This window comes from Parablautia sp. Marseille-Q6255 (assembly GCF_951230155.1).
GTDB lineage: Bacteria > Bacillota > Clostridia > Lachnospirales > Lachnospiraceae > Choladousia.
Genome location: NZ_CATNVD010000008.1, coordinates 147,641 through 168,851 on the forward strand (window position 1 = coordinate 147,641; position 21,211 = coordinate 168,851).

Here is a 21,211-nt window from a genome sequence, read left to right on the forward strand (position 1 = left end):
AGGCTTCACAAATTCTTCACAAAAAATTAGCACTCACCTATTGACAGTGCTAATAATGAGTGCTATATTACATGTAGAACAAAGGAAGGGAATAAAAAGGATCGAGAAGATCCGCTTCTATTTCTAACATCCCAGTTCCAAAGAAACAAGGTCAATGAGCATAGAATAGAAAAGGAGAGATGATTTATGTTGATGCCGAGTATTTTTGGAGAGAATTTGTTTGATGAGTTTTTTAATGACTTCCCGTTTTATGATGACAGAGATATGAGAAAGACGGAGAAAAAGCTGTACGGCGGACGGGCAGCGAACCTGATGAAGACAGATATTAAGGAGCTGGAGAATGGATATCAGCTCGAGGTCGATCTTCCGGGCTTTAAGAAGGATCAGGTCAGAGTTTCTCTGGAGAATGGTTATCTGACGATCGAGGCAGCAAAGGGACTTGATAAGGATGAGCAGGAGAAGGAGACAGGCCGCTATATCCGCAGAGAGCGGTATGCAGGTTCCTGCAGCAGGAGCTTCTATGTAGGAGACGGAGTGGAGCAGGAAGATGTCAAAGGCGAATTTAAGCATGGCATTTTGACACTGTTCGTACCGAAGAAAGAAGCAAAGCCGGCGGTAGAGCAGAGCAAATACATTACGATCGAGGGCTGATAAAGGCAGCAACGGCTGCCCTGATCATTTGAGAAGAAATCGAAGCTTGGAGGAAAAGATAAATGAATACTTTAAAAGCTGAAAAAAGAAGCATGGATGTCCGGGCAAAGAAATTGAGAAGAGAAGGCTTTGTGACAGGTAATTTATTCGGAAGAGAGATTGAAGCATCCATACCGCTGCAGATGACAGCCAGAGAGGTGGAGGGACTGCTGAAAACGTGCCATAAAGGCAGTCAGATCCTTCTGAATGTTGATAATAAAACCTACCATGTACTGATCAAGGATGTAGAATATAATTCCATGAAGCACTGTGTAGAAGAGATAGATTTTCAGGCGCTTGTCAGCGGACAGAAGGTACATTCTGTTGCGGAGATCGTGCTGCAGAACCACGAGAAGGTAAGCACCGGCGTACTGGAAGAGCTGTTAAAAGAGATTTCCTATAAAGCGCTCCCGGAGGACCTGGTGGATCAGGTGCTCGTAGACGTAGGAGATATGAGAGCAGGAGATACGATCCGTGTCAGGGATCTTGCGATCGCAGCGAATGAAAAGATTGAGCTGCTGACCGATCCTCAGGAGGCAGTCGTAACGGTGGCTATGGTCAATAATAAGGCTGCGGAAGAAGAAACGGAAGCAGAAGAATAATAAGATGGCAGACAGAGGGCAGGTATCCGGCAGGGAGCTTGTCCTCTTCCTGCATTGTGGCAAGCCGGACACAGAAGAGATTTTGTACAGGGATTTTGTGCAGACATATCAGGGAGGTGAGAGGATTTGAGGACAAAAAGAGATTATTATGAGGTCCTGGGCATTAACAAAAATGCAGATGAGGCTTCTGTGAAAAAGGCGTACCGAAGACTGGCAAAAAAGTACCATCCCGATACGAACAGCGGCAACGCGCAGGCAGAGGAAAGGTTTAAAGAGATCACAGAGGCATATAATGTTCTGAGCGACAAAGAAAAGCGAAAACTGTATGACCAGTTTGGCCATGCGGCATTCGAAGAAGGATTTTCCGGTGCAGGGACGTATGGCGGTGATCCGGGAGGCTATGGCAGCTTCCGGTCTGGAGATGGATTCCATGAATATCATTTTGAAGGAAATGCGGGGGGTATGGATGATATCCTGAAGGAATTTTTTGGCTCCTCCTTTGGAGACTCTGCATTCGGCGGATTTTCCGGCTATGGAGGTGCAGGCGGTCACGGATCCGGGACGCGGCACAGCGGCGGTCCGTATGGCAGAGCAGGCTCTTCGTATGCTGGCAGAGGGCAGGATGTGAGTGCACAGCTTACGCTTACCTTTGAGGAAGCCGCCTTTGGCGGGAAAAAGCTTGTGCGGCTGAGACGGGATGACGGCAGCGTGCAGTCATACGAGGTCAATATTCCGGCAGGGATCGCAGACGGAAAAACGATCCGCCTGCAGGGGAAAGGCGCTCCGGGTATGGGAGGCGGACCGGCGGGCGATCTGCTGCTGCAGATCACAGTGATGGAAAAGCCGGGATTTACGCGAAAAGGGCAGGACATCTATACAACGGTGCAGGTGCCGTTTACGACGGCAGTCTTCGGCGGAGAGGTGCCAGTACAGACGATCGACGGCACCGTCCTGTGCAGCTTAAAGCCCGGTACGCAGTGCGGGACAAAGATCCGGCTGCGGGGCAAGGGAATCGTGTCCATGAGCCAGCCGTCTGTGCGCGGAGATCAGTATGTGACAGTAGAGATCCAGGTGCCGCGGGATCTGACGATGGAAGCAAAGCGCAGGCTAAAGGAATTTGAACAAAGCTGCGCCAGACGGGGGAACAGACCGAACGGAAGCGCAGCATAAAGAAAGAAGAAAAGAAGAATCTGCTGGGAGCTGTTGCAAAGTAGATGAATAATCATCTATGGAGCAGCAGCTCCGTTTTTATGTTTCTTTTGACTTTTGACAGCTCTTTGCTTTTTTCCCTGAAATGCGATAAAATAAAGGGACAAAAAAGACAAAGAGTCGTATACAGGAGAAAAAAGATGGAACAGGATAGAAAACTGGCAGGAAATGAGAAAATAGAAACAGCGATCCATGCGCTGCAAAAAGAGATGACAGATGAAATGCTGGCGCATACATTAACTGTAATACGCAAACGGGCAAAAGAAAACGGGCATGTGATCGTTTCACTGGATCCGCTTGCAGGGCAGGATTCCCTTCAGATGCGGGTGCTTTGCACCGATGACGGGAAAAGATGGTTTACAGCATATACAAGCTTTGAAGAACAGTCAAAGGATAAAAATGGGGTCATGTCTGCATTTACAGCAGAGCTTGGAAAGATTTTTCGGATTACGCTGGACGCAGACGGGATAGAAGGTCTTATCCTCAATCCGTATCATTGTACGCTCATGCTGAACAGGCAGCTTATACGGATTATTTTGGGAGAGACTGCTGCAAACGAATGATCCCGGTGGCATTCGGAGAAAAAGCACCGAAAGCGCAGCGCGGGATGTATGCTGCAGCAGCTCTCCGCTTTATGAGAGAGGATCTTTTAAAAGAGTGCATCTACTGCTTTTTCAAAAGCAGCCACTTTTTTGTTGTACTGAGCGATCTGTTTTATGATCTTATCCTCCGGCGTATTTTGAAGGTCAAGTGAAAGCAGCCCTTTGTAGGCTTTTTCGAGGGCGGAAAATTTATCTGCCGTGTCGATTCCTTTTTTTATCAGCTTTGCCGCAGCCGGAGATTTTTTACTTACAGTTTTGTATAAATGACTTTTTGAAGCGGTCTTTAAATACTTTCGAAGCGCTTTGGGAGCAAGAAGATCACCCGAGACAGACAGCACCTCTTTTTTTGCCTCTTCTACCTTTTGATCACTGAATTTTTTCAGTTGGTTCAGTTCTTCTTTTATGTTCTGTTTGCTGGTGATCGTCCCGCCAAAGGGATAGGTACGACCGTTGCTGCCTCTGACAGAGCCGCTGATATAAGAAGCTCCTGCGGTCCCGATGGAGTGAAACGTGGCTGTATAGGTAACACCCTTGCTCCGGAAAGTAAAAGTCCCCTCCTCATTTAAAATCTGAGATGCTACTTTATTTACGAGCTGTGCCGCTGTTTTACAGCTCTTATAGGAAGATGGCTTGACGATCAGCTTATCCTGAATTGTATCAGTAAACACCTTGACAAAGGCACGTTCAGCGCTGGCAGGCAGATTGGATGCAAGCACTGTCCTGATATGCCTGGAGAGCTGATCCAGCGGTTTTTTCTTGAGTGCATCGTAGGAAGAGGAAACTTGTTTCACTACCTTTTTTCCATTCTTGTTCATGGTATTTTCAAGCTTTTTCTGTTTCTTAGTAATAGCAGTCAGCTTTTTTTCGTATTTATCGGAAATCTCAGAATGTGTCTGGTCTTTCCCCAGGTATTTCTTTCTGTTTCCGGCAGTATTTTTGTGCAGCGTGTATTTTTTGTAATCCGCAGATGGTCTCCGGGTATAAGTATAAGGATAGCCATACTGGTCAAGCGCAAGCCATTCCCCGGAGATGGTCTGAGCCATGACGCGGGCGTATGTTTTCGAAATATAAACGGTATTTTCGCCGCCCTTTTTCGTAAAGATCCCATTTACGACATCTACACATCCTACCTGATACTTATAGAGCGTTACATGAGTATGATCGCCTGCGGATAGATTATCGCAGAGATCCTTATCCGAAACGATCAGTTCATATACATTGTCGCCATTTACATCTGTTGTAAGAAATGCTTCAATATCAAAGGAGGTCGGGATCCCCTTACAGGAGATGCTCTGACGCTGTGTCAGAAATTTTTCATAAGCTGCCAGCTCTGGATGCGGATCTGCGGCGCGTGCGGCAGAGGGCAGCAAAAAAAGGCACAGACTGATAATTCCAGATGCCAGGAATGCTTTGCCTGCTTTCCATTTTATGATATGGTCTTTTTTCATAGTGCGGTTATTCTCCTTCCTGAAAGATACTTTGTTTTTATTATAGGCGCGGTTTATTTGCAGGTCAATAGGCGCAGACAGGATTTTGGGATACAGGCGATGGCAGGAAAGACATAAGCTTATCCGACATTGAAAAAACAGTGGTATGTAATATAATCTGATTGGTAAAGGGGGAAATCTGATACGTGAAAAGTACAGACTATAAAGCACAACTATTCGAAATGATAATAGGTGGGAAAGGGCTGCAACATGTTATGGATGCATGTTCTGATCTGTTGGGAAATCCGTTTGTATTCGCAAATCGTTCTTTACAGCTGGTATGTAAAAGTTCATCATCTTATGAGACGGCTACGATACGGGAAGGGGATGTGGTCAGAACTGAGATTAGCATAAAAAACCAGCAAAATAAGCCCTACTTTACTAATAATCAGGACATACGGATCTCTTTTCCAGTACCAGATCAGTATGAAGACAGCCAGACAAGTCTTGTTAAGCGTTGTCATGCGCATATATTCTGCGGAAAAAATATAAGCTGGCTGTGCGCAGTGCGAATGGGAGGAAAGGCTCCGCATCTGGGAATGGTTGTAACCAGTGGAAGTCTGGCTGGATATAGTGTGCAGCGCAATTTATTCAGACAGAGCAATGACAGAGGATGCTTTTATCTTCATACAGAAGGAATGGAATTTATGCCGGGTGAGACAAAGAAAATCTGTTGGGTGATTTTTCCACATAACGGGAAAGAAGATTTCCTGGAAAAGGCAGGTAAGTATTATAAAAAATTTGTGCATGTACAGGCAGACAGATATGTTTTATATCCGGGAGAAACCTGTAAAATCTGTATTCAACCGGTTTTCCAGGCTGAACAGGTAACTGTAGATGGACATGTACTCATCCGGAAATGTAGTAGTCGGACAAATTCTTATGTATATATATTATGTATATATATTTACGGCGAAGCAGACAGGGGAACAGATAATAGAAATCTGCGTAGATGACATAAAAACCTTTTGCCGGATTTTTGTGCAGGAGGATGTGCGAACGCTGACCAGAAAGAGATGCGAATTTATAGCAGAACATCAGCAATACCAGAAGGAGGGCCTCCTTAAAGGTGCATATTTGATTTACGACAATGATGAGGAGCGGTTGATCTATACACCGGAAAACGACTTTAATGGCGGACGTGAACGTATGGGGATGGGGGGACTTATAGCTCGTTTTCTACAGGAAGAAGGCGCAGGAAAATTTCCGAAACTGGAAAACAGCCTGAAACAATATATGGAATATGTAAAGAGGGAGTTAGTGGATACCAGAACTGGAAAGGTTTACAATGATGCAGGAATGGATGACAGTTATCACAGACTTTACAATCTCCCCTGGGCGGCAACTCTTTTTCTTGAAGTTTATCGCCTTTGGAAAAAAGAAGAGGATCTGATGATTGCCTGTCGGATTGTCCAGTATTTTTATATGGATGGAGGAACAGATTTTTATCCGATCCAGTTGCCAGTTTTGCTACTGATGGAAGAATTGAAAAAGAAACAGTCTGAAAAGAAAATGTTCGGGAAGGAATATGATATTCTACTGGAAATGTTTAAAAAACATGCAGAACGTCTATGTGAATATGGAGAAAACTATCCCGGCTCAGAGGTCAACTACGAACAGTCGATCGTAGCCCCCGCTGTAGATATATTGCTGTCTGTGTATATTCTGACAGGGAACAAAAAATACCTGGAAGAAGGATCCAGGCAGATCAAAATTCTGGAATTGTTTAATGGGATACAGCCGGATTATCGTATGAATGAAGTTGCGATTCGGCATTGGGATGGCTACTGGTTTGGAAAAAGAAGATTTTTTGGCGATACCTTTCCTCATTACTGGAGTGCAACGAGTGGCATGGTCTTTAAAATGTATGGTAAAATTTTGAAAGACAGCAGATGGATAGAGCGAGGCGAGGCTTCGATCAGAGGTGTACTTCCCCTGTTCTTTAAAAATGGAAGGGCTTCCTGTGCATATGTATATCCAATGTTTGTAAATGATCAAAAGGCTGATTTTGCAGATCCATATGCCAATGATCAGGACTGGGGGCTTTATTACAATTTGTTACAAGTCGGACATCAACAGTAAGTAACTGTTCAGTATTGTCATATCTACATTTGTTGAAGAATAATAGAAGGAGAAAAAAGAATGAGTAAAGAAATAAAACGTATTTTATATGGTGGAGATTATAACCCGAATCAGTGGCCAAAAGAAATCTGGAAAGAAGATATGAGAATTTTTCGCGATGCACATATTAACAGTGCAACTGTAAATGTTTTTTCCTGGGCGAAAATTCAACCATCTGAGGAAGTATATGATTTTTCTGAGCTGGATGAAATTATTGAGATGTTGAGTAAGGAAAACTATGATATTGTCCTTGGCACATCTACAGCAGCACTTCCGGCATGGATGGCGAAAAAATATCCTGAAGTAGAGAGAACGGATTATGAAGGCCGATTACATAAATATGGACAGCGTCATAATGCGTGCCCAAACTCCCCGAGATTTCGTCAGTTTGCAGCTGCGTTGGCAGGAAAGCTGGCAGAGCGATATGGAAAAAATCCGCATGTGAAATGCTGGCATATCAGTAATGAATATGGAGGAGCCTGCTACTGCGAAAACTGTGAAAAGGCGTTTCGGGTATGGCTACGAAAAAAATATAAAACGTTGGAAGCATTGAATAAAGCATGGAACACAGAGTTCTGGGGACATACTTTGTATGACTGGGAAGAAATTGTGGTGCCGAATGCATTAAGTGAAGGGTTATGGGATGGTCGTAGTGCATTTGCCGGAATCTCCATTGATTATAGGCGTTTTAACTCGGACAGCATGCTTCAGAATTATATTGATGAGCGGGATGCTATCCGGGAATTTGATAAAGAAACTGTGATTACCACTAATCTTATGGGGACCTATAAGGAGCTGGATTATTTTAAATGGGCAAAAGAGATGGACGTAGTATCCTGGGATAACTATCCGGCTTATGATACACCCTGGAGTCTGACTGCAATGTGCCACGACCTTATGCGTGGATTAAAGGATAAACCATTTATGCTGATGGAACAAACACCAAGCCAGCAGAACTGGCAGCCGTATAATTCGCTGAAGCGTCCAGGACAGATGAGGGCGCAAAGTTACCAGACGATCGCACATGGTGCTGACACAATCCAGTTTTTCCAGCTTCGGCGAAGCATTGGCGCATGTGAAAAATTCCATGGCGCTGTGATCAGCCATGCAGGGACGAAAAATACAAGAGTGTTCCGCGAGACTCAGGAGTTGGGAAAAGAACTGGAAATGCTCAGTGATACAATTCTGGGGAGCAGAAATGAGGCGCAGGTTGGAATTGTATTTGACTGGGATAATTACTGGGGGCTTGAATATACCAGCGGACCATCTGTGGATTTAAAATATGTGGAACAGATACATTCTTACTATGAATATTTTTATGAGAGAAATATTCCGATTAATATGGTGCCAACAAATGCAAATTTTAATCAGTATAAAATTATTGTTGCACCGGTGCTGTACATGGTCAAAGCAGGAGTGAAAGAAGCCCTGGAAGAATTTGTAAAAAACGGAGGTATTCTGGTTACTACATATATGAGTGGAATTGTAGATCAGTCTGATAATGTTTACCTTGGAGGATATCCAGGTACGCTTAGAAACCTTGCGGGAATTTGGGTAGAAGAAATTGATGCGCTTGCTCCGGAACAAAAAAATGGAGTAAAAACAGAAGGCGGAAAGGTTTTCTCCTGTAATTTGGTATGTGAGAGAATCCATCTGGAAAGTGCTCAGAGCCTGGGCGAATATACGGAAGATTTCTATGCGGGCGAGCCGGCAATTACATTAAACTATTTTGGAAATGGCCGTGTGTATTACATCGGAACACAGCTTTCAAAGAATGGAAAAAACGAAATTCTGGATATGGTCTGCAAATCAGGCAGTGTAGAACCATTGGTTAAAAATAGTGATGGATTGGAAATTGTCTGCCGCAGGCAGGGTGATAAAAAGCTGTATTTCGTAATGAATTTTCAAGATGAAGAGAAGAAACTTCCAGAAACATTTTATGGCTGCCACGAACTTTTGAGAGACACATATGCTACAAGTGACTGGAAACTTGAAAAATATCAGGTTTGCATTTTTCAGATATGATAAGGTATGTTTGAAAGCAGAGGAACAGGGGGCAGAAAATTTTGTCCCCTGTTCACTGACGCTAAACAGAGTGTTGGAAAATCACTTGTTTCCCCAAAATGGTAATTGCTTTCTTGCTGCATTGGTTTACGCACCGATAGCATAAGGTACACCGCCCGTTTGCTGTCATCTTACCTTCTGATAAGGACAAGTTATTCATAGGGCATACCAATGCGCATTTGCCGCACCTTATACAGGTGTCGGCATTTATCTGTATTTTGTCTGAATACGCTTGTGTTTTACGGTAAAACCAAAGCCGCTGTCCTAAAAGACCTGCAATATGACACCACAATCCCAAACCATTTTTAGTTGGAGTGCCATTTTTCAGATTGTATACCGCTGATTTTATACAGTTTTCTGCTTCTATGACGATTTGTTTATTTTGAGCCGGAGTACGCTTTAAGGCTTTTACATCACAAATACAATCCGGCATTTTCAAATGGAGTCCACCCCATATCTGTGCGCCGTATCGCTTGAACAATCTTGCAGATACCCCCGCACCATCGCCGCTGAACAGTCCCATTGTTGCAATAACAAAAATGCGTTTTCCTTTCCATATATCAGAATTTTCGCAGATAAAATCCCGTACAATTTTAGGCAGGTTGCTGTAATAAATTGGATAGGCAAAAATGATGTCTTTATGGTATGCAACTTTTTCTATTGTATCTTTATCTTCTAAAGCAGCTATTTCAATGCTCTTATCATATAGAGCAATAAACTTTTCTAAACAATATTTTGTATTTCCTGTTCCGCTAAAATAAATCCCAATCATATTTTTTCTCCTGCATTATCTAAAAAGGAAAGCTGAAAAATGTCCATAAAATCAATGACTTTATTTTTCCAGTCCTTATCGTAATTCACATTATTCATGGTGGCTAGTGAAGTAATCCCATGTATAAAAGCCCAGATAGTTATGATGATATCATTTTGTTTTTCTTCCGAATAGTGCGTCTGCTCTAATAATTTGCTTACAATATTTTTATAGATGATATAAGGTTTATAGTTTTGGGCGTCTGGTATTGAGAACGATAAGTCGATTTTTATATTGGATTGAGAATATAAAAATTGAAAATAAGCAGGGTTGTCTATAAAGAAAGATACATAGGCTATCCCCATATCTTTCAGTATTTCTGCAACATTATTATTCTTTTGAACGGTACTTTCTAACTGTTCAGAAAATTTATCTGTAATAAATAATTGCATTGCTTCAAGCAGCTCTTCTTTATTTTGAAAATGGCTATAAGGAGCAGCATGGCTGACACCACACGCCGCAGCTGCCTTTCTCAAAGAAAAAGCATTTACTCCCTCTGTACTTACAATCTGAATACCTGCTTCAATCAAAGCGTTTCGCAAGTCTTTGTGATGATAGGTCTGTCGTTGCTGTGTCATACTAATTCCTCCAATCTTTACACTGTCTATATTATAAGGTTTAAACTTTACAGTGTCAAGTTTGAGAGGGACTTTAGAAACTTTCCCGCAGTAAGAGATAAGAAAAACTTTTTGAAAGATTTACTGATAAACTTCGGCAAAATAAAAAATAAATTAGCACTCACCTCTTGACAGTGCTAACAACTTATGTTATAGTTCGGATATAACAGGAGCTGAGGTTGGATTTTGAGACATCCAATGACTGTGCTTCTGGTGAAAAACAGAGTATGAGGAGGTTAGCTTATGAATATCAGTAAATTTACACAGAAATCCATACAGGCGATCAATGACCTCGAGAAAATAGCGCTTGACGCAGGAAATCAGGAGATTGAGCAGGAGCATTTACTGTATGCGCTTTTGCATCAGGAGGACAGCCTGATCGCAAAGCTGATCGAGAAAATGGAGATCCAGCTTACGTATTTTGAGAACCGTGTGCAGCAGATGATCGATGCGCGGGTGAAGGTATCCGGCGGGAATGCGTACGTCGGGCAGTATCTGAATAAAGCGCTGATCAGTGCCGAGGATGTGGCAAAGCAGATGGGCGACGAGTACGTTTCGGTAGAGCATCTGTTCCTGTCGCTTCTGAACCACCCGAGTGCTTCGATGCAGCAGCTCTGGAAAGAATTCGGCATCACAAAGGAGCGCTTTTTGCAGGCGCTTTCGTCTGTGCGGGGCAATCAGAGGGTGACGTCGGATAATCCGGAGGCGACGTACGATACGTTAAATAAATACGGTCAGGATCTGGTGGAGCGTGCGAGAAACCAGAAGCTGGATCCGGTGATCGGACGCGATGCGGAGATCCGAAACGTGATCCGTATTCTTTCCAGAAAGACGAAAAACAATCCAGTACTGATCGGTGAGCCGGGCGTCGGAAAGACAGCGGCAGTCGAGGGACTGGCGCAGAGGATCGTGCGCGGCGATGTGCCGGAGGGGCTGAAAAATAAAAAGATTTTTGCCCTTGATATGGGAGCGCTTGTCGCAGGCGCAAAATACCGCGGTGAGTTTGAGGAGCGTTTGAAGGCAGTTCTGGAGGAAGTCCGAAAGAGCGAGGGAGAGATTATTCTCTTTATTGACGAGCTGCATCTGATCGTCGGAGCAGGAAAGACGGACGGTGCGATGGACGCCGGAAATATGCTCAAACCGATGCTGGCGCGCGGCGAGCTGCACTGTATCGGTGCGACGACGCTCGACGAGTACCGCAAATATATTGAAAAGGATCCCGCACTGGAGCGGAGGTTCCAGCCGGTTATGGTGGATGAGCCGACCGTGGAGGATACGATCTCGATTTTGCGTGGTCTGAAGGAGCGGTATGAGGTATTTCATGGTGTGAAGATCACAGACAGTGCGCTCGTGGCGGCTGCTACTCTTTCACACCGCTACATTTCCGACCGTTTTCTGCCGGATAAGGCGATCGACCTTGTCGATGAGGCATGCGCATTGATCAAGACAGAGCTGGATTCTCTGCCAACGGAGCTTGACGAGCTGCAAAGAAGGATCATGCAGATGGAGATCGAGGAGGCTGCGCTGAAAAAAGAGACAGATAAGCCCAGCCGTGACCGCCTGGAAGCGCTGCAGCGCGAGCTGGCCGAACTGCGCGATGATTTTAACGCACAAAAGGCGCAGTGGGATAATGAAAAGAAGGCAGTGGAAAATCTGTCAACGCTGCGCGAGCAGATCGAGGCGATGAACAAAGAGATCGAGCTTGCAAAGCGCAATTATGATCTGAATAAGGCAGCCGAGCTGCAGTACGGCGAGCTGCCAAAGCTCCAGCAGCAGCTTGCGATCGAGGAGGACAGGGTCAATGCCCGCGAAATGACGCTCGTACATGAAAGCGTGACAGAAGAAGAGATCTCAAAGATTATTTCGCGCTGGACGGGTATCCCGGTAGCGAAGCTGACGCAGGGCGAGCGTGCGAAGATCCTCGCGCTTGACGAAGAGCTTCACAAGAGAGTCATCGGACAGGATGACGGGGTGGAAAAAGTGACAGAGGCGATCCTGCGCTCTAAGGCAGGGATCAAGGATCCGTCCAAGCCGATCGGTTCATTTTTGTTCCTCGGTCCTACCGGTGTCGGAAAAACGGAGCTGGCCAAAGCGCTTGCGGAGAATCTGTTTGATGATGAGCAGAATATGGTGCGCATCGACATGAGTGAGTATATGGAGAAGCATTCTGTGTCGCGTCTGATCGGAGCGCCTCCAGGATATGTCGGCTATGAGGAAGGCGGTCAGCTTACTGAGGCAGTCCGCAGAAAACCGTATTCCGTTGTTCTTTTTGACGAGGTCGAGAAGGCGCATCCGGATGTATTTAATGTGCTTTTACAGGTGTTAGATGACGGACGCATCACGGACTCTCAGGGAAGAACCGTCGATTTCAAGAATACAATCCTGATCATGACCTCAAATATCGGTTCACAGTTTTTGCTGGACGGCATTGAGCCGGATGGCAGTATACGCAAGGAGAGTCAGGAGCTTGTGATGGAACAGCTGCGCGCAAGCTTCCGGCCGGAGTTTTTGAACCGTCTGGATGAGATCATCATGTTCAAACCGCTTACGAAGGACAATATCGGCAATATCATTGATCTCATGGTCAGCGATCTGAACCGGCGTCTGGCCACGCAGGAGATCCATCTGGAGCTCCTGGCAGACGCAAAGGATTATATTATAGAGGGAGGATACGATCCTGTATACGGTGCGCGTCCTCTGAAACGGTTCCTGCAGAAAAATGTAGAGACACTGGCAGCACGTCTGATCCTCTCAGGGAATGTCGGTATGGATGATACGATACTGTTCCGGGTAGAGGATGGGAAGCTGACAGCGCAGGTGAAACCGAAGTCATAAAAAGTGCGATAAAAAGGAGAGAAACAATGAGCTTGCCACAGGATCCGATCATGCTTCTGAGTTATATCAATACGCAGCTTCGCGATCATTATTGTTCGCTCGACGAGCTTTGCGCCAGTCTGGATGCAGACCGCAAAGCAATCGAGGAGAAGCTTGGGACAGTGGGATATGAGTATGATGAGGAGAAAAACAGATTTTTGTAAAAAATAAAATAATATAAGAAAAACTGCTGCAAATACGTGGGGGGGGCGATGCCTGCCCGGGTACGTATTTGCAGCAGTTTTTTAAATCAGTCTTTTATGTCGCAGGAAAATCTCTGACCGGCACTACTCCGGAATAACGTCAATTTTCTTTTTGTAGATCCTCCGGTACAGAAGAACCGATACAGTCACGGATACTACCTCTGCGATCGGGAAAGACCACCATACAGCATCGAGGCCGGATACCATAGCCAGCAGGTATGCACACGGAAGGAGCACGAGAAGCTGACGGGAGACGGACACGAACAGGCTGTACATACCGTTGCCGAGCGCCTGAAATACGGAGCTGAAAACGATACAAAAGCCTGCAAACAGGAAACTGATACTGATCGTGCGCAGCGCTTTGCATCCGATCGCAAGCAGATCGTCCGACGGATTGAAGAATCCAAGCAGCATCTCCGGGAAGAGATTGAAAGCGATGATGCCAAGGACCATGACGATAAAAGCAACGATATTTCCAATCTTGATGGTCTGTGTGATCCTCTTCTTCTGCTGTGCACCATAGTTGAAAGCAATGATCGGAACGATACCGTTGTTCATGCCGAACAGAGGCATGAAGAAGAAGCTTTGGAGCTTGAAGTATACGCCGAGCACAGTTGCTGCGGTGGAAGAAAACTGGAGCAGAATCTTATTCATACCGAATGTCATAACGGAACCGATCGATGCCATCAGGATGGACGGTACGCCGACAGCATAGATATTTTTAACCGTCGGTCCATGAAAGCGCATTCTCTTAAAGGAAAGCTTCAGCTCTTTGTTTTTGCGCAGATTGAAGAAAATACCGAGTGCCATGGCAATGATCTGCCCGAATACGGTAGCAGCAGCGGCACCTGCCACACCCATTTTCGGAAAACCGAAGTAACCGAAAATCAGAATCGGGTCAAAAATGATATTGATGATCGCTCCAAAGCCCTGCGTGATCATAGTATAGAAAGTACGTCCCGTCGACTGGAGCAGACGTTCCATGTTGATCTCGATGAAAATGCCGAAGGAAAAGATACAGATGATGGACATATACTGTATGCCGTATTCCAGTATCTGCGGATCCTGCGTCTGGGATGCAAAGAACAGACGTGAGCCAAACAGACCGATCAGTGCGAATACGATATAGCTGAGTACAGAGAGCAGCACGCTGACATTGGCAGCTTTTTCTGCCTGCTCATAGTTCTTTTCGCCGAGACTGCGGGATAAAAGAGCATTTACGCCGACGCCGATACCTGTGGCAACTGCGATCATCAGATTCTGGATCGGAAAGGCGAGAGATACGGCAGTCAGAGCATTTTCGTTGATCTGAGAAACGAAAATACTGTCTACGATGTTATACATGGCCTGCACCAGCATCGCAATGACCATGGGCAGAGACATTGAAAGTAAAAGCTTGGGAATTGGCATTGTCCCCATCTTGTTCTGGGTGGGGGCAGCGCTGTTATTTGTTACAGTTTTTTCCATGAACAGACCTCCTTGTGTGAAAATTTAATTAGTTAAATGACTAATTATCCGATATGCAGTGGCACTATTATATAAGGAAACAATTATATTGTCAATGATTTCGTGGAAGAGAATTGTCTGAAAATTCAGAAGAAAATGTCTGAAAAACCTGGTGGATATTCCTGTATTTTTCAAGTATAATGAGGATATCAGGAGGAATTGTGTATGTCAGTGAGAAAACTTTCCAGAATGCTTTTTCTGGTGAACGGGCTGCAGCTTGTGCTCGGTACGGGGATACTGATCGAATTGTGGGGAGATTTGATCACCTATTCAGAGGAAATGCAGAATGCGTCGATCCTCGTCGTGCTGCTTTGCAGTATGCTGTCTCTGGCAGGACTTGTATCCCTTTTGCGGTATCAGAAGAAAAATTACGAGGAAAATCTGAGCAACCTCGAGAATCTGAACCTGAAGCTTCGTGAACAGCGCCATGATTATCTGAACCAGATGCAGATCGTCAATGGACTTCTGGAGCTTGGAGAATTTGAGAGCGCAAGAGATTATCTGCAGCCAGTGTTTAAGGATATTATGAAGGTGAGCCGCGCGCTCAAGACATCGCAGCCGGCAGTGAATGCACTGCTGCAGGCGAAGATGGAGGAGGCAGAACGGCAGGGCATTGATTTTTATCTGGAGGTAGGGGCGCAGCTGAAAAATCTCTCTGTGGAGCCGTGGGAGCTGTGTAAGATCCTCGCCAATCTGATCGACAATGCAGTGACAGCGCTTTCTCAGCTGCCATCGGCAGCAGGACAGATGGAAAAGGAGCGCTGGATACGGCTTTGTATCGGCGAAAATCACGGGGAGTACCTGTTTCTTGTCAAGAATAACGGGCCGGAAATACCAAAAGCACAGCAAAAACTGATCTTTCGGACCGGATATACAACGAAAAAGGAGGAGGGGCACGGGATGGGGCTGGCGATTGTTTCTTCTATATTGAAGGAGATAGGCGGCAGCATCCGTCTGGAGAGCAGCCAGGAAGAGACCTCGTTTGCAGTGGGTATCCCAAAGCAGCGGTCCCGGATGTCAGTTCACGGCCGGAAAATGACAGGTTGAGGGGAAAACTGTATAAATGACGCGATATATCTTCTCAGATCCGTCTGAAGGAATATAATATAGATATACCGAATGGTGAATCAGTCAGAAAGGAGGGGGAGATATGGAGGCGGTTCAGTTACTTGGCATCATTTTATTGATCGCCGGATTCGTTCTGGTCGGGATCGAAATGGTGCTTCCGGGATTTTCTGTACCAGGTATCAGCGGAATCGTCTGTTTTGTGGCAGGCGTATTTATCATCGCAGATTCCGTAATGGAAGCGGCAGTGATCACGATCGCGATCCTGGCAGTACTCGGTATCATGATGGCAGTGATACTGCATCTTCTGTCCCGTGGAAAGCTGAAGACTCCGATCGTACTTGAGGAGGAACAGCGCAGCACAGAAGGCTACATCAGCTCGGGTGATCTGAAGTACCTGTTGGGAAAACAGGGGACTGCGGCGACAGATCTTCGCCCGGCCGGCATAGGGAAATTCGATGGAGTGAATTTTGACGTGATGTCGGAGGGCAATTATATCTCAAAAGGCACGGAAATAGAAATCATTAAGGTAGAAGGTTCCAAGCTTGTAGTAAAGCAGAGAAGAGGAGAGGAGTATGAATAGTATGAGTATGGGAAGTATTACATGGATTGTGATTCTTGGTATTATTGGTCTGCTGATCGTTCTGTTTTTTGCATTTGTCCCGGTAGGGCTTTGGGTATCTTCCCTCGCGGCAAATGTAAGGATCAGCATCTTCAATATGATCGGTATGCGTCTTAGACGCGTAAAGCCGGCAAAGATCGTTATGCCACTGATCAAGGCAAGAAAAGCCGGACTGGATCTTGGCGTCAATCAGCTTGAGGCACATTATCTGGCGGGCGGTAACGTAGACAATGTAGTAAATGCACTGATCGCATCTGAGCGTGCGGGGATCGAGCTGGAATTTGAAAAAGCAGCAGCGATCGATCTCGCAGGACGTAATGTGCTGGAAGCGGTAAAAATGAGCGTAAACCCGAAGGTCATTGAGACAGCAAATGTTTCAGCGGTGGCAAAGGATGGTATCGAGCTTCTCGTAAAGGCGCGCGTCACAGTAAGAGCCAATCTGGAGCGTCTTGTCGGCGGCGCCGGGGAGGCAACTGTGCTGGCGAGGATCGGTGAGGGTATCGTCACAACAGTAGGTTCCTCCCTATCGCACAAGGAAGTGCTTGAGAATCCAGACGATATTTCCAAGCGTGTTCTGAGCAAGGGCCTGGATTCCGGGACGGCATTTGAGATCCTTTCTATTGATATTGCGGATATTGATGTCGGCAGAAACGTAGGCGCACAGCTTCAGAGCCTTCAGGCAGAGGCAGATAAAAATATCGCGCAGGCAAAGGCCGAGGAGCGCCGTGCAATGGCAGTGGCGAAGGAACAGGAAATGCGCGCTTATGTAGTTGAGGCAGAGGCTGAGGTACCTAAGGCAATGGCGTATGCGCTCAGAGAGGGAAAGCTTGGCGTGATGGATTACTACGAACTGCAGAATCTCAAAGCAGATACAGACATGCGTGAAATGATCGGCGGTCAGACACCGGAGCATACGGTGATCGAGTAAGGCTGTCTGAGCGTGGGACGACTGCGATCACAGGAAAGGAGCTCCTATGGGATTTTCAAAAAGAGATTTTGAAAGAGAGTTCGAAGAGACGATGGCCGGTCAGTTCTGGCAGGCAGTAAAAGCAGATCAGAGGGTGCGCGCAAAAAACAGAAAATGGAAAAAGTCAGGCACAGATGTTGCAGGCGTCCTGACGAAGGCATTCAAACTGGCAGCCGCAGAAAATGCTACCATAGAGGCAATGAAAGAAGGCTTTTCAGACATCGGTGATGCCAGGGAGAAAGAGCAGGTGCAGACCGATCTACAGGACGGGGACGGCACCGTTCAGGCAGAGCCCGACCGTGTGGCAGCCAGACGGCGTCAGGAGCAGATAGACAGCCGGAGACTGCGCCAGCAGGCGCCTATACCGGCAGCGCCCCAGCGATCACAGGAAGCCTTTGCACAGGTTGCCGGCTATTGCCGCCGCGACACAAAACGGCTGCAGGAGGCTGTCATCTGGAGTGAGATATTGGGCGAACCGGTGTCGAGGAGAAGGCGAAAGAAAAGGATGAATCAATAAAATGACGATCAAAGTGATGTTGATTGAGGATGAAGAAGGGATGCGCCTTCTCCTGAGAAAGATCATTGAAAAACATGAAGAATTTGAGATTGTGGCAGAGTGCGATGCGCTGGCGGAATCGGTGATCCTGTTCCGCCGCCATCAGCCGGAGGTCGTTTTTCTGGATATTGGGATCAAAGGGGAGAACGGGCTGGACTGCGCAAAGATCCTCACAGAGCTTGATCCAAAAGTAAAGCTGATCTTTGCGACGGCACATGCAGAATATATGTCCGAGGCATTTGAGCTGTATGCGTTTGATTATCTCGTCAAGCCCTTTTCCGTCGACCGTGTGAATAAGACACTCGACCGTATCGCCGCGATGCATCAGCCGGATCAAAGCTTTGAACCGGAAGAAAAAGTCGTAAAATCAGAGTACCGCCATGACAGACTGCTTGTGAAGGGAAAAGAAAGCATGAGCTTTATCGCCATCCCGGATATCGTGCTGATACAGAGAGAAAATCAGGCGACCGTCATTTACACGAAGACAGACAGCTACGTGACCTCAGCCAGCATGTCAGAGCTTGAAAAAAAGCTGGATCCGGAGCAGTTTCTGCGCAGCCACAAGTCCTATATCATCAATTTGTCGTGCATCAGCCGGATCGAACCGTATGGGCGCTGGACCTATACCGTGCACTTTCAGGGACGCAGAGAGGACGCGCTTCTGACGGCAGAGAAATTTGAGGAAATTAAGAGACGCTTTGTGTAAAGAGGCAAAGGCCGAAAACAGCACAGAAAACCACCTTGACAAAACGCAGGGGACTGGCTATACTTGAGAAAAGCTTTGAAGGGAACAAGTAGGCGACGGTGGAAGGTACAGAAAGTTACCGGCAGATGAGAGGTGCACACGGAATCCGTTTCTGAATACATCCTGGAGCTTCGCACCGAACAGGCAGTATGCAAAGACAGAACCTGGCTTCTGTCCTTCCCAAGCTTCAGTAGGCTGCGACGGATGACGACCGTTATCGAGTCAGGGTACATATCGTACTTGCAGAGGCAGGCAGTGTGAGCTGCTTGTGAAATAAGGTGGTAACACGGGATTACAGCTCTCGTCCTTATACAATCATATAAGGCGGGAGCTTTTTTTGCGCGAAGGCAATGAGCCGTGCAAAAGCAGACAGTGACAAAATGACCGCTTGCGGGCATTTTTGTCAGGGGCTGCTTTTATAGGGCGAAGCCCGCGACCGAGGAAATCCGAAGGATTTGCGAGGGGCGCAGCACGGCGAAGAAATGTGCAGGGAGAACAGGGCGAAGCCCGCGACCGAGGAAATCCGGAGGATTTGCGAGGGGCGCAGCACGGCGAAGAAGTGTGCGAGGAGAACAGGGCGAAGCCCGCGACCGAGGAAATCCGAAGGATTTGCGAGGGGCGCAGCACGGCGAAGAAGTGTGCGGAGAGAACAGGGCGAAGCCCGCGACCGAGGAAATCCGAAGGATTTACGAGGGGCGCAGCACGGCGGAGGAATGTGCGGGGCGGGCGAAGCCCAGTGCAGCATAGTTTCCGCGATTTTTAAGGAGGAAAGAAAGATGCAGATTTACGACGAACTGGTAGCAAGAGGACTGATCGCGCAGGTCACCGACGAAAAGGAGATCCGCGAGCTTGTGAACAATGGGCAGGCCACATTTTATATCGGATTTGACCCGACGGCAGACAGCCTTCATGTAGGACATTTTATGGCGCTGTGTCTGATGAAGCGTCTCCAGATGGCAGGAAATAAGCCGATCGCGCTGATCGGAGGCGGTACTGGAATGATCGGCGATCCGTCTGGCAGATCAGATATGCGCCAGATGATGACCGTTGAGACGATCCAGCACAACTGCGACTGCTTTAAAAAGCAGATGAGCCGTTTCATTGACTTCTCAGAGGGCAAGGCTTTGATGGTAAATAATGCAGAGTGGCTGATGGATCTGAATTATATTGAACTTCTGCGTGAGGTAGGTCCGCACTTTTCTGTCAACCGTATGCTGACGGCTGAGTGCTACAAGCAGAGAATGGAGCGCGGGTTGAGCTTCCTTGAGTTCAACTACATGATCATGCAGAGCTATGACTTCTATGCACTGTACCAGAAATACGGATGCAACATGCAGTTTGGCGGAGATGATCAGTGGAGCAATATGCTCGGCGGTACAGAGCTGATCCGTAGGAAGCTCGGCAAGGATGCCTATGCGATGACGATCACGCTGCTGCTGAATTCTGAGGGCAAGAAGATGGGTAAGACGCAGAGCGGAGCTGTATGGCTTGATCCGAACAAGACATCACCGTTTGACTTCTACCAGTACTGGAGAAATGTTGCAGATGCGGATGTTCTTAAATGTCTGCGTATGCTGACCTTCCTTCCACTGGAGCAGATCGATGAGATGGATAAATGGGAAGGAAGTCAGCTCAATACGGCAAAAGAGATCCTTGCATACGAGCTGACCAGCCTTGTGCATGGAGAAGAAGAGGCAAAGAAGGCGCAGGAAGGTGCGCGCGCGCTGTTTTCCAGCGGAAATGCAGCGAACATGCCGACTACACAGCTTACGCAGGACGATCTGGAGGACGACGGGATTGATATTATTTCCCTTCTTCAGAAATCAGGTCTGGTACCGACACGATCTGAGGGGCGCCGTGCGGTCGAGCAGGGCGGAGTCGCAGTCGACGGCGAGAAGGTGACAGATATTAAGACTGTGATCGCAAAGGAAAAGCTGGAAGGCGATGGAATTGTCTTAAAGAGAGGAAAGAAGAATTTCCGCAAGGTTCTGCTGGGATAAGCTGGACGGAGCGGACGTATCTATGGCAGATGCAGCCGGGCAGGAGCATCTGTAACGGGCTGCAGATATTAAAAGAAAGAGGATGCCAAAAGGCTTGATTCCGGTGGATACCCGGTGTGATTTTCGCAGAACCGCAGAGGTTCAAAGAAAATTATCTGGGCGGAAGAAGGGATCAGTGCTTTGGCATCCTTTTTGTATGTATGATAAACAGTCCTGCGAATAAATCTGCAAGCCTGCCGGGCAGACTTAGAGTATAATTATCATTGGCAAAAAGTAAAAAAATAAAGGAAGAGGCCGAAACCTCTTCCCAATCATACAGATTTGTCTTATTGTTTAATTGTCCAGAAAAAACATAAGGAGTCTGTATGATGAGTTCAATGATAAAGGAAAACGGCGTAACATTCAAGCAGTTAGAGAAAAATATTTTTAAATGGATCTGTGAAATCGGTCAAAACTTTACGAGGGAGTTT

At 46.6% G+C, this 21,211-nt stretch carries 19 protein-coding genes; 15 read left to right on the forward strand and 4 right to left on the reverse strand.

All coding sequences use genetic code 11. The features are described 5' to 3' along the window. Window positions 1-186: 186 nt before the first annotated feature. From QOX44_RS07750 to QOX44_RS07770, 5 genes are all read left to right on the forward strand, one after another. Window positions 187-651, forward strand: coding sequence for an Hsp20/alpha crystallin family protein (locus QOX44_RS07750; protein ID WP_283682464.1), 465 nt, complete (start codon window positions 187-189; stop codon window positions 649-651). Between the two features lie 62 nt (window positions 652-713). Beyond that, window positions 714-1,292 carry a 50S ribosomal protein L25 gene (locus QOX44_RS07755; protein ID WP_283682465.1) on the forward strand — a complete coding sequence of 193 codons (579 nt, stop codon included), beginning with the start codon at window positions 714-716 and terminating at the stop codon, window positions 1,290-1,292. A 4-nt stretch (window positions 1,293-1,296) separates the two neighbouring features. Beyond that, window positions 1,297-1,422: a hypothetical protein gene (locus tag QOX44_RS07760; protein ID WP_283682466.1), complete on the forward strand. Its 126-nt coding sequence runs from the start codon at window positions 1,297-1,299 to the stop codon at window positions 1,420-1,422. Further along, window positions 1,419-2,462 carry a J domain-containing protein gene (locus tag QOX44_RS07765; protein ID WP_283682467.1) on the forward strand — a complete coding sequence of 348 codons (1,044 nt, stop codon included), beginning with the start codon at window positions 1,419-1,421 and terminating at the stop codon, window positions 2,460-2,462. The genes QOX44_RS07760 and QOX44_RS07765 overlap by 4 nt, the downstream gene beginning before the upstream one ends. Before the next feature lie 179 nt (window positions 2,463-2,641). Next, window positions 2,642-3,064, forward strand: coding sequence for an SseB family protein (locus QOX44_RS07770; RefSeq protein ID WP_283682469.1), 423 nt, complete (start codon window positions 2,642-2,644; stop codon window positions 3,062-3,064). 86 nt (window positions 3,065-3,150) lie between these two features. Here QOX44_RS07770 and QOX44_RS07775 read toward each other — a convergent pair whose 3' ends face one another. Continuing rightward, on the reverse strand, window positions 3,151-4,551 hold the full coding sequence (locus tag QOX44_RS07775) for a hypothetical protein (protein WP_283682470.1): 1,401 nt from the start codon (window positions 4,549-4,551) through the stop codon (window positions 3,151-3,153). A 921-nt stretch (window positions 4,552-5,472) separates the two neighbouring features. Here QOX44_RS07775 and QOX44_RS07780 point away from each other — a divergent pair. Both QOX44_RS07780 and QOX44_RS07785 read left to right on the forward strand, forming a co-directional pair. Beyond that, a complete protein-coding gene (locus tag QOX44_RS07780) occupies window positions 5,473-6,672 on the forward strand; it encodes a hypothetical protein (RefSeq protein ID WP_283682471.1) in 1,200 nt (399 codons plus the stop codon). 60 nt (window positions 6,673-6,732) lie between these two features. Continuing rightward, a complete protein-coding gene (locus QOX44_RS07785; protein ID WP_283682472.1) occupies window positions 6,733-8,736 on the forward strand; it encodes a beta-galactosidase in 2,004 nt (667 codons plus the stop codon). 61 nt (window positions 8,737-8,797) lie between these two features. On the opposite strand, the gene QOX44_RS07790 is transcribed toward QOX44_RS07785, so the two are convergent. Both QOX44_RS07790 and QOX44_RS07795 read right to left on the reverse strand, forming a co-directional pair. Beyond that, the gene (locus QOX44_RS07790) at window positions 8,798-9,547 is read right to left on the reverse strand and encodes an EFR1 family ferrodoxin (protein ID WP_283682473.1); all 750 of its coding nucleotides are present in this window, start codon (window positions 9,545-9,547) and stop codon (window positions 8,798-8,800) included. Next, complete coding sequence (locus tag QOX44_RS07795; protein ID WP_283682474.1) at window positions 9,544-10,164, reverse strand: TetR/AcrR family transcriptional regulator; 621 nt, start codon at window positions 10,162-10,164, stop codon at window positions 9,544-9,546. Before QOX44_RS07795 ends, QOX44_RS07790 begins: the two co-directional genes overlap by 4 nt. Before the next feature lie 282 nt (window positions 10,165-10,446). On the opposite strand from QOX44_RS07795, the gene clpB reads away from it, so the two are divergent. Together clpB and QOX44_RS07805 are read left to right on the forward strand one after the other, a co-directional pair. Continuing rightward, window positions 10,447-13,038, forward strand: a complete 2,592-nt coding sequence (gene clpB, locus QOX44_RS07800) for an ATP-dependent chaperone ClpB (protein WP_283682475.1) — start codon at window positions 10,447-10,449, stop codon at window positions 13,036-13,038. A gap of 26 nt (window positions 13,039-13,064) precedes the next feature. Continuing rightward, a complete protein-coding gene (locus tag QOX44_RS07805; protein ID WP_283682476.1) occupies window positions 13,065-13,241 on the forward strand; it encodes a DUF4250 domain-containing protein in 177 nt (58 codons plus the stop codon). Window positions 13,242-13,364: 123 nt separating this feature from the next. Here QOX44_RS07805 and QOX44_RS07810 read toward each other — a convergent pair whose 3' ends face one another. Beyond that, the gene (locus QOX44_RS07810; protein ID WP_283682477.1) at window positions 13,365-14,747 is read right to left on the reverse strand and encodes an MATE family efflux transporter; all 1,383 of its coding nucleotides are present in this window, start codon (window positions 14,745-14,747) and stop codon (window positions 13,365-13,367) included. A 204-nt stretch (window positions 14,748-14,951) separates the two neighbouring features. Here QOX44_RS07810 and QOX44_RS07815 point away from each other — a divergent pair, with 204 nt between their 5' ends. The 6 genes from QOX44_RS07815 to tyrS all read left to right on the forward strand — a co-directional run bounded on the left by QOX44_RS07815 (window position 14,952) and on the right by tyrS (window position 20,741). Beyond that, window positions 14,952-15,833, forward strand: coding sequence for a sensor histidine kinase (locus QOX44_RS07815; protein ID WP_283682478.1), 882 nt, complete (start codon window positions 14,952-14,954; stop codon window positions 15,831-15,833). A 103-nt stretch (window positions 15,834-15,936) separates the two neighbouring features. Further along, on the forward strand, window positions 15,937-16,434 hold the full coding sequence (locus tag QOX44_RS07820) for an NfeD family protein (RefSeq protein ID WP_283682479.1): 498 nt from the start codon (window positions 15,937-15,939) through the stop codon (window positions 16,432-16,434). Next, window positions 16,427-17,401 carry a flotillin-like protein FloA gene (floA, locus tag QOX44_RS07825; protein WP_331488352.1) on the forward strand — a complete coding sequence of 325 codons (975 nt, stop codon included), beginning with the start codon at window positions 16,427-16,429 and terminating at the stop codon, window positions 17,399-17,401. The genes QOX44_RS07820 and floA overlap by 8 nt, the downstream gene beginning before the upstream one ends. Before the next feature lie 46 nt (window positions 17,402-17,447). Next, window positions 17,448-17,957 (forward strand): hypothetical protein, encoded by a 510-nt coding sequence (locus QOX44_RS07830; protein WP_283682480.1) that lies wholly within the window; start codon window positions 17,448-17,450, stop codon window positions 17,955-17,957. Window position 17,958: 1 nt separating this feature from the next. Next, the gene (locus QOX44_RS07835) at window positions 17,959-18,702 is read left to right on the forward strand and encodes a LytR/AlgR family response regulator transcription factor (protein WP_283682481.1); all 744 of its coding nucleotides are present in this window, start codon (window positions 17,959-17,961) and stop codon (window positions 18,700-18,702) included. Between the two features lie 815 nt (window positions 18,703-19,517). Then, window positions 19,518-20,741 (forward strand): tyrosine--tRNA ligase, encoded by a 1,224-nt coding sequence (tyrS, locus tag QOX44_RS07840; RefSeq protein ID WP_283682482.1) that lies wholly within the window; start codon window positions 19,518-19,520, stop codon window positions 20,739-20,741. The last annotated feature ends 470 nt before the right edge of the window (window positions 20,742-21,211 follow it).

Excerpts from the sequence above, each read along its gene's own strand:
- QOX44_RS07790 (WP_283682473.1), bottom strand. The coding sequence starts at position 9,547 with ATGATTGGGATTTATTTTAGCGGAACAGGAAATACAAAATATTGTTTA.
- QOX44_RS07805 (WP_283682476.1), top strand. The coding sequence starts at position 13,065 with ATGAGCTTGCCACAGGATCCGATCATGCTTCTGAGTTATATCAATACG.
- clpB (WP_283682475.1), top strand. The coding sequence starts at position 10,447 with ATGAATATCAGTAAATTTACACAGAAATCCATACAGGCGATCAATGAC.
- QOX44_RS07775 (WP_283682470.1), bottom strand. The coding sequence starts at position 4,551 with ATGAAAAAAGACCATATCATAAAATGGAAAGCAGGCAAAGCATTCCTG.
- QOX44_RS07780 (WP_283682471.1), top strand. The coding sequence starts at position 5,473 with ATGTATATATATTATGTATATATATTTACGGCGAAGCAGACAGGGGAA.
- QOX44_RS07830 (WP_283682480.1), top strand. The coding sequence starts at position 17,448 with ATGGGATTTTCAAAAAGAGATTTTGAAAGAGAGTTCGAAGAGACGATG.
- QOX44_RS07795 (WP_283682474.1), bottom strand. The coding sequence starts at position 10,164 with ATGACACAGCAACGACAGACCTATCATCACAAAGACTTGCGAAACGCT.
- floA (WP_331488352.1), top strand. The coding sequence starts at position 16,427 with ATGAATAGTATGAGTATGGGAAGTATTACATGGATTGTGATTCTTGGT.
- QOX44_RS07820 (WP_283682479.1), top strand. The coding sequence starts at position 15,937 with ATGGAGGCGGTTCAGTTACTTGGCATCATTTTATTGATCGCCGGATTC.
- QOX44_RS07755 (WP_283682465.1), top strand. The coding sequence starts at position 714 with ATGAATACTTTAAAAGCTGAAAAAAGAAGCATGGATGTCCGGGCAAAG.
- tyrS (WP_283682482.1), top strand. The coding sequence starts at position 19,518 with ATGCAGATTTACGACGAACTGGTAGCAAGAGGACTGATCGCGCAGGTC.
- QOX44_RS07750 (WP_283682464.1), top strand. The coding sequence starts at position 187 with ATGTTGATGCCGAGTATTTTTGGAGAGAATTTGTTTGATGAGTTTTTT.
- QOX44_RS07815 (WP_283682478.1), top strand. The coding sequence starts at position 14,952 with ATGTCAGTGAGAAAACTTTCCAGAATGCTTTTTCTGGTGAACGGGCTG.
- QOX44_RS07810 (WP_283682477.1), bottom strand. The coding sequence starts at position 14,747 with ATGGAAAAAACTGTAACAAATAACAGCGCTGCCCCCACCCAGAACAAG.
- QOX44_RS07760 (WP_283682466.1), top strand. The coding sequence starts at position 1,297 with ATGGCAGACAGAGGGCAGGTATCCGGCAGGGAGCTTGTCCTCTTCCTG.
- QOX44_RS07770 (WP_283682469.1), top strand. The coding sequence starts at position 2,642 with ATGGAACAGGATAGAAAACTGGCAGGAAATGAGAAAATAGAAACAGCG.
- QOX44_RS07835 (WP_283682481.1), top strand. The coding sequence starts at position 17,959 with ATGACGATCAAAGTGATGTTGATTGAGGATGAAGAAGGGATGCGCCTT.
- QOX44_RS07785 (WP_283682472.1), top strand. The coding sequence starts at position 6,733 with ATGAGTAAAGAAATAAAACGTATTTTATATGGTGGAGATTATAACCCG.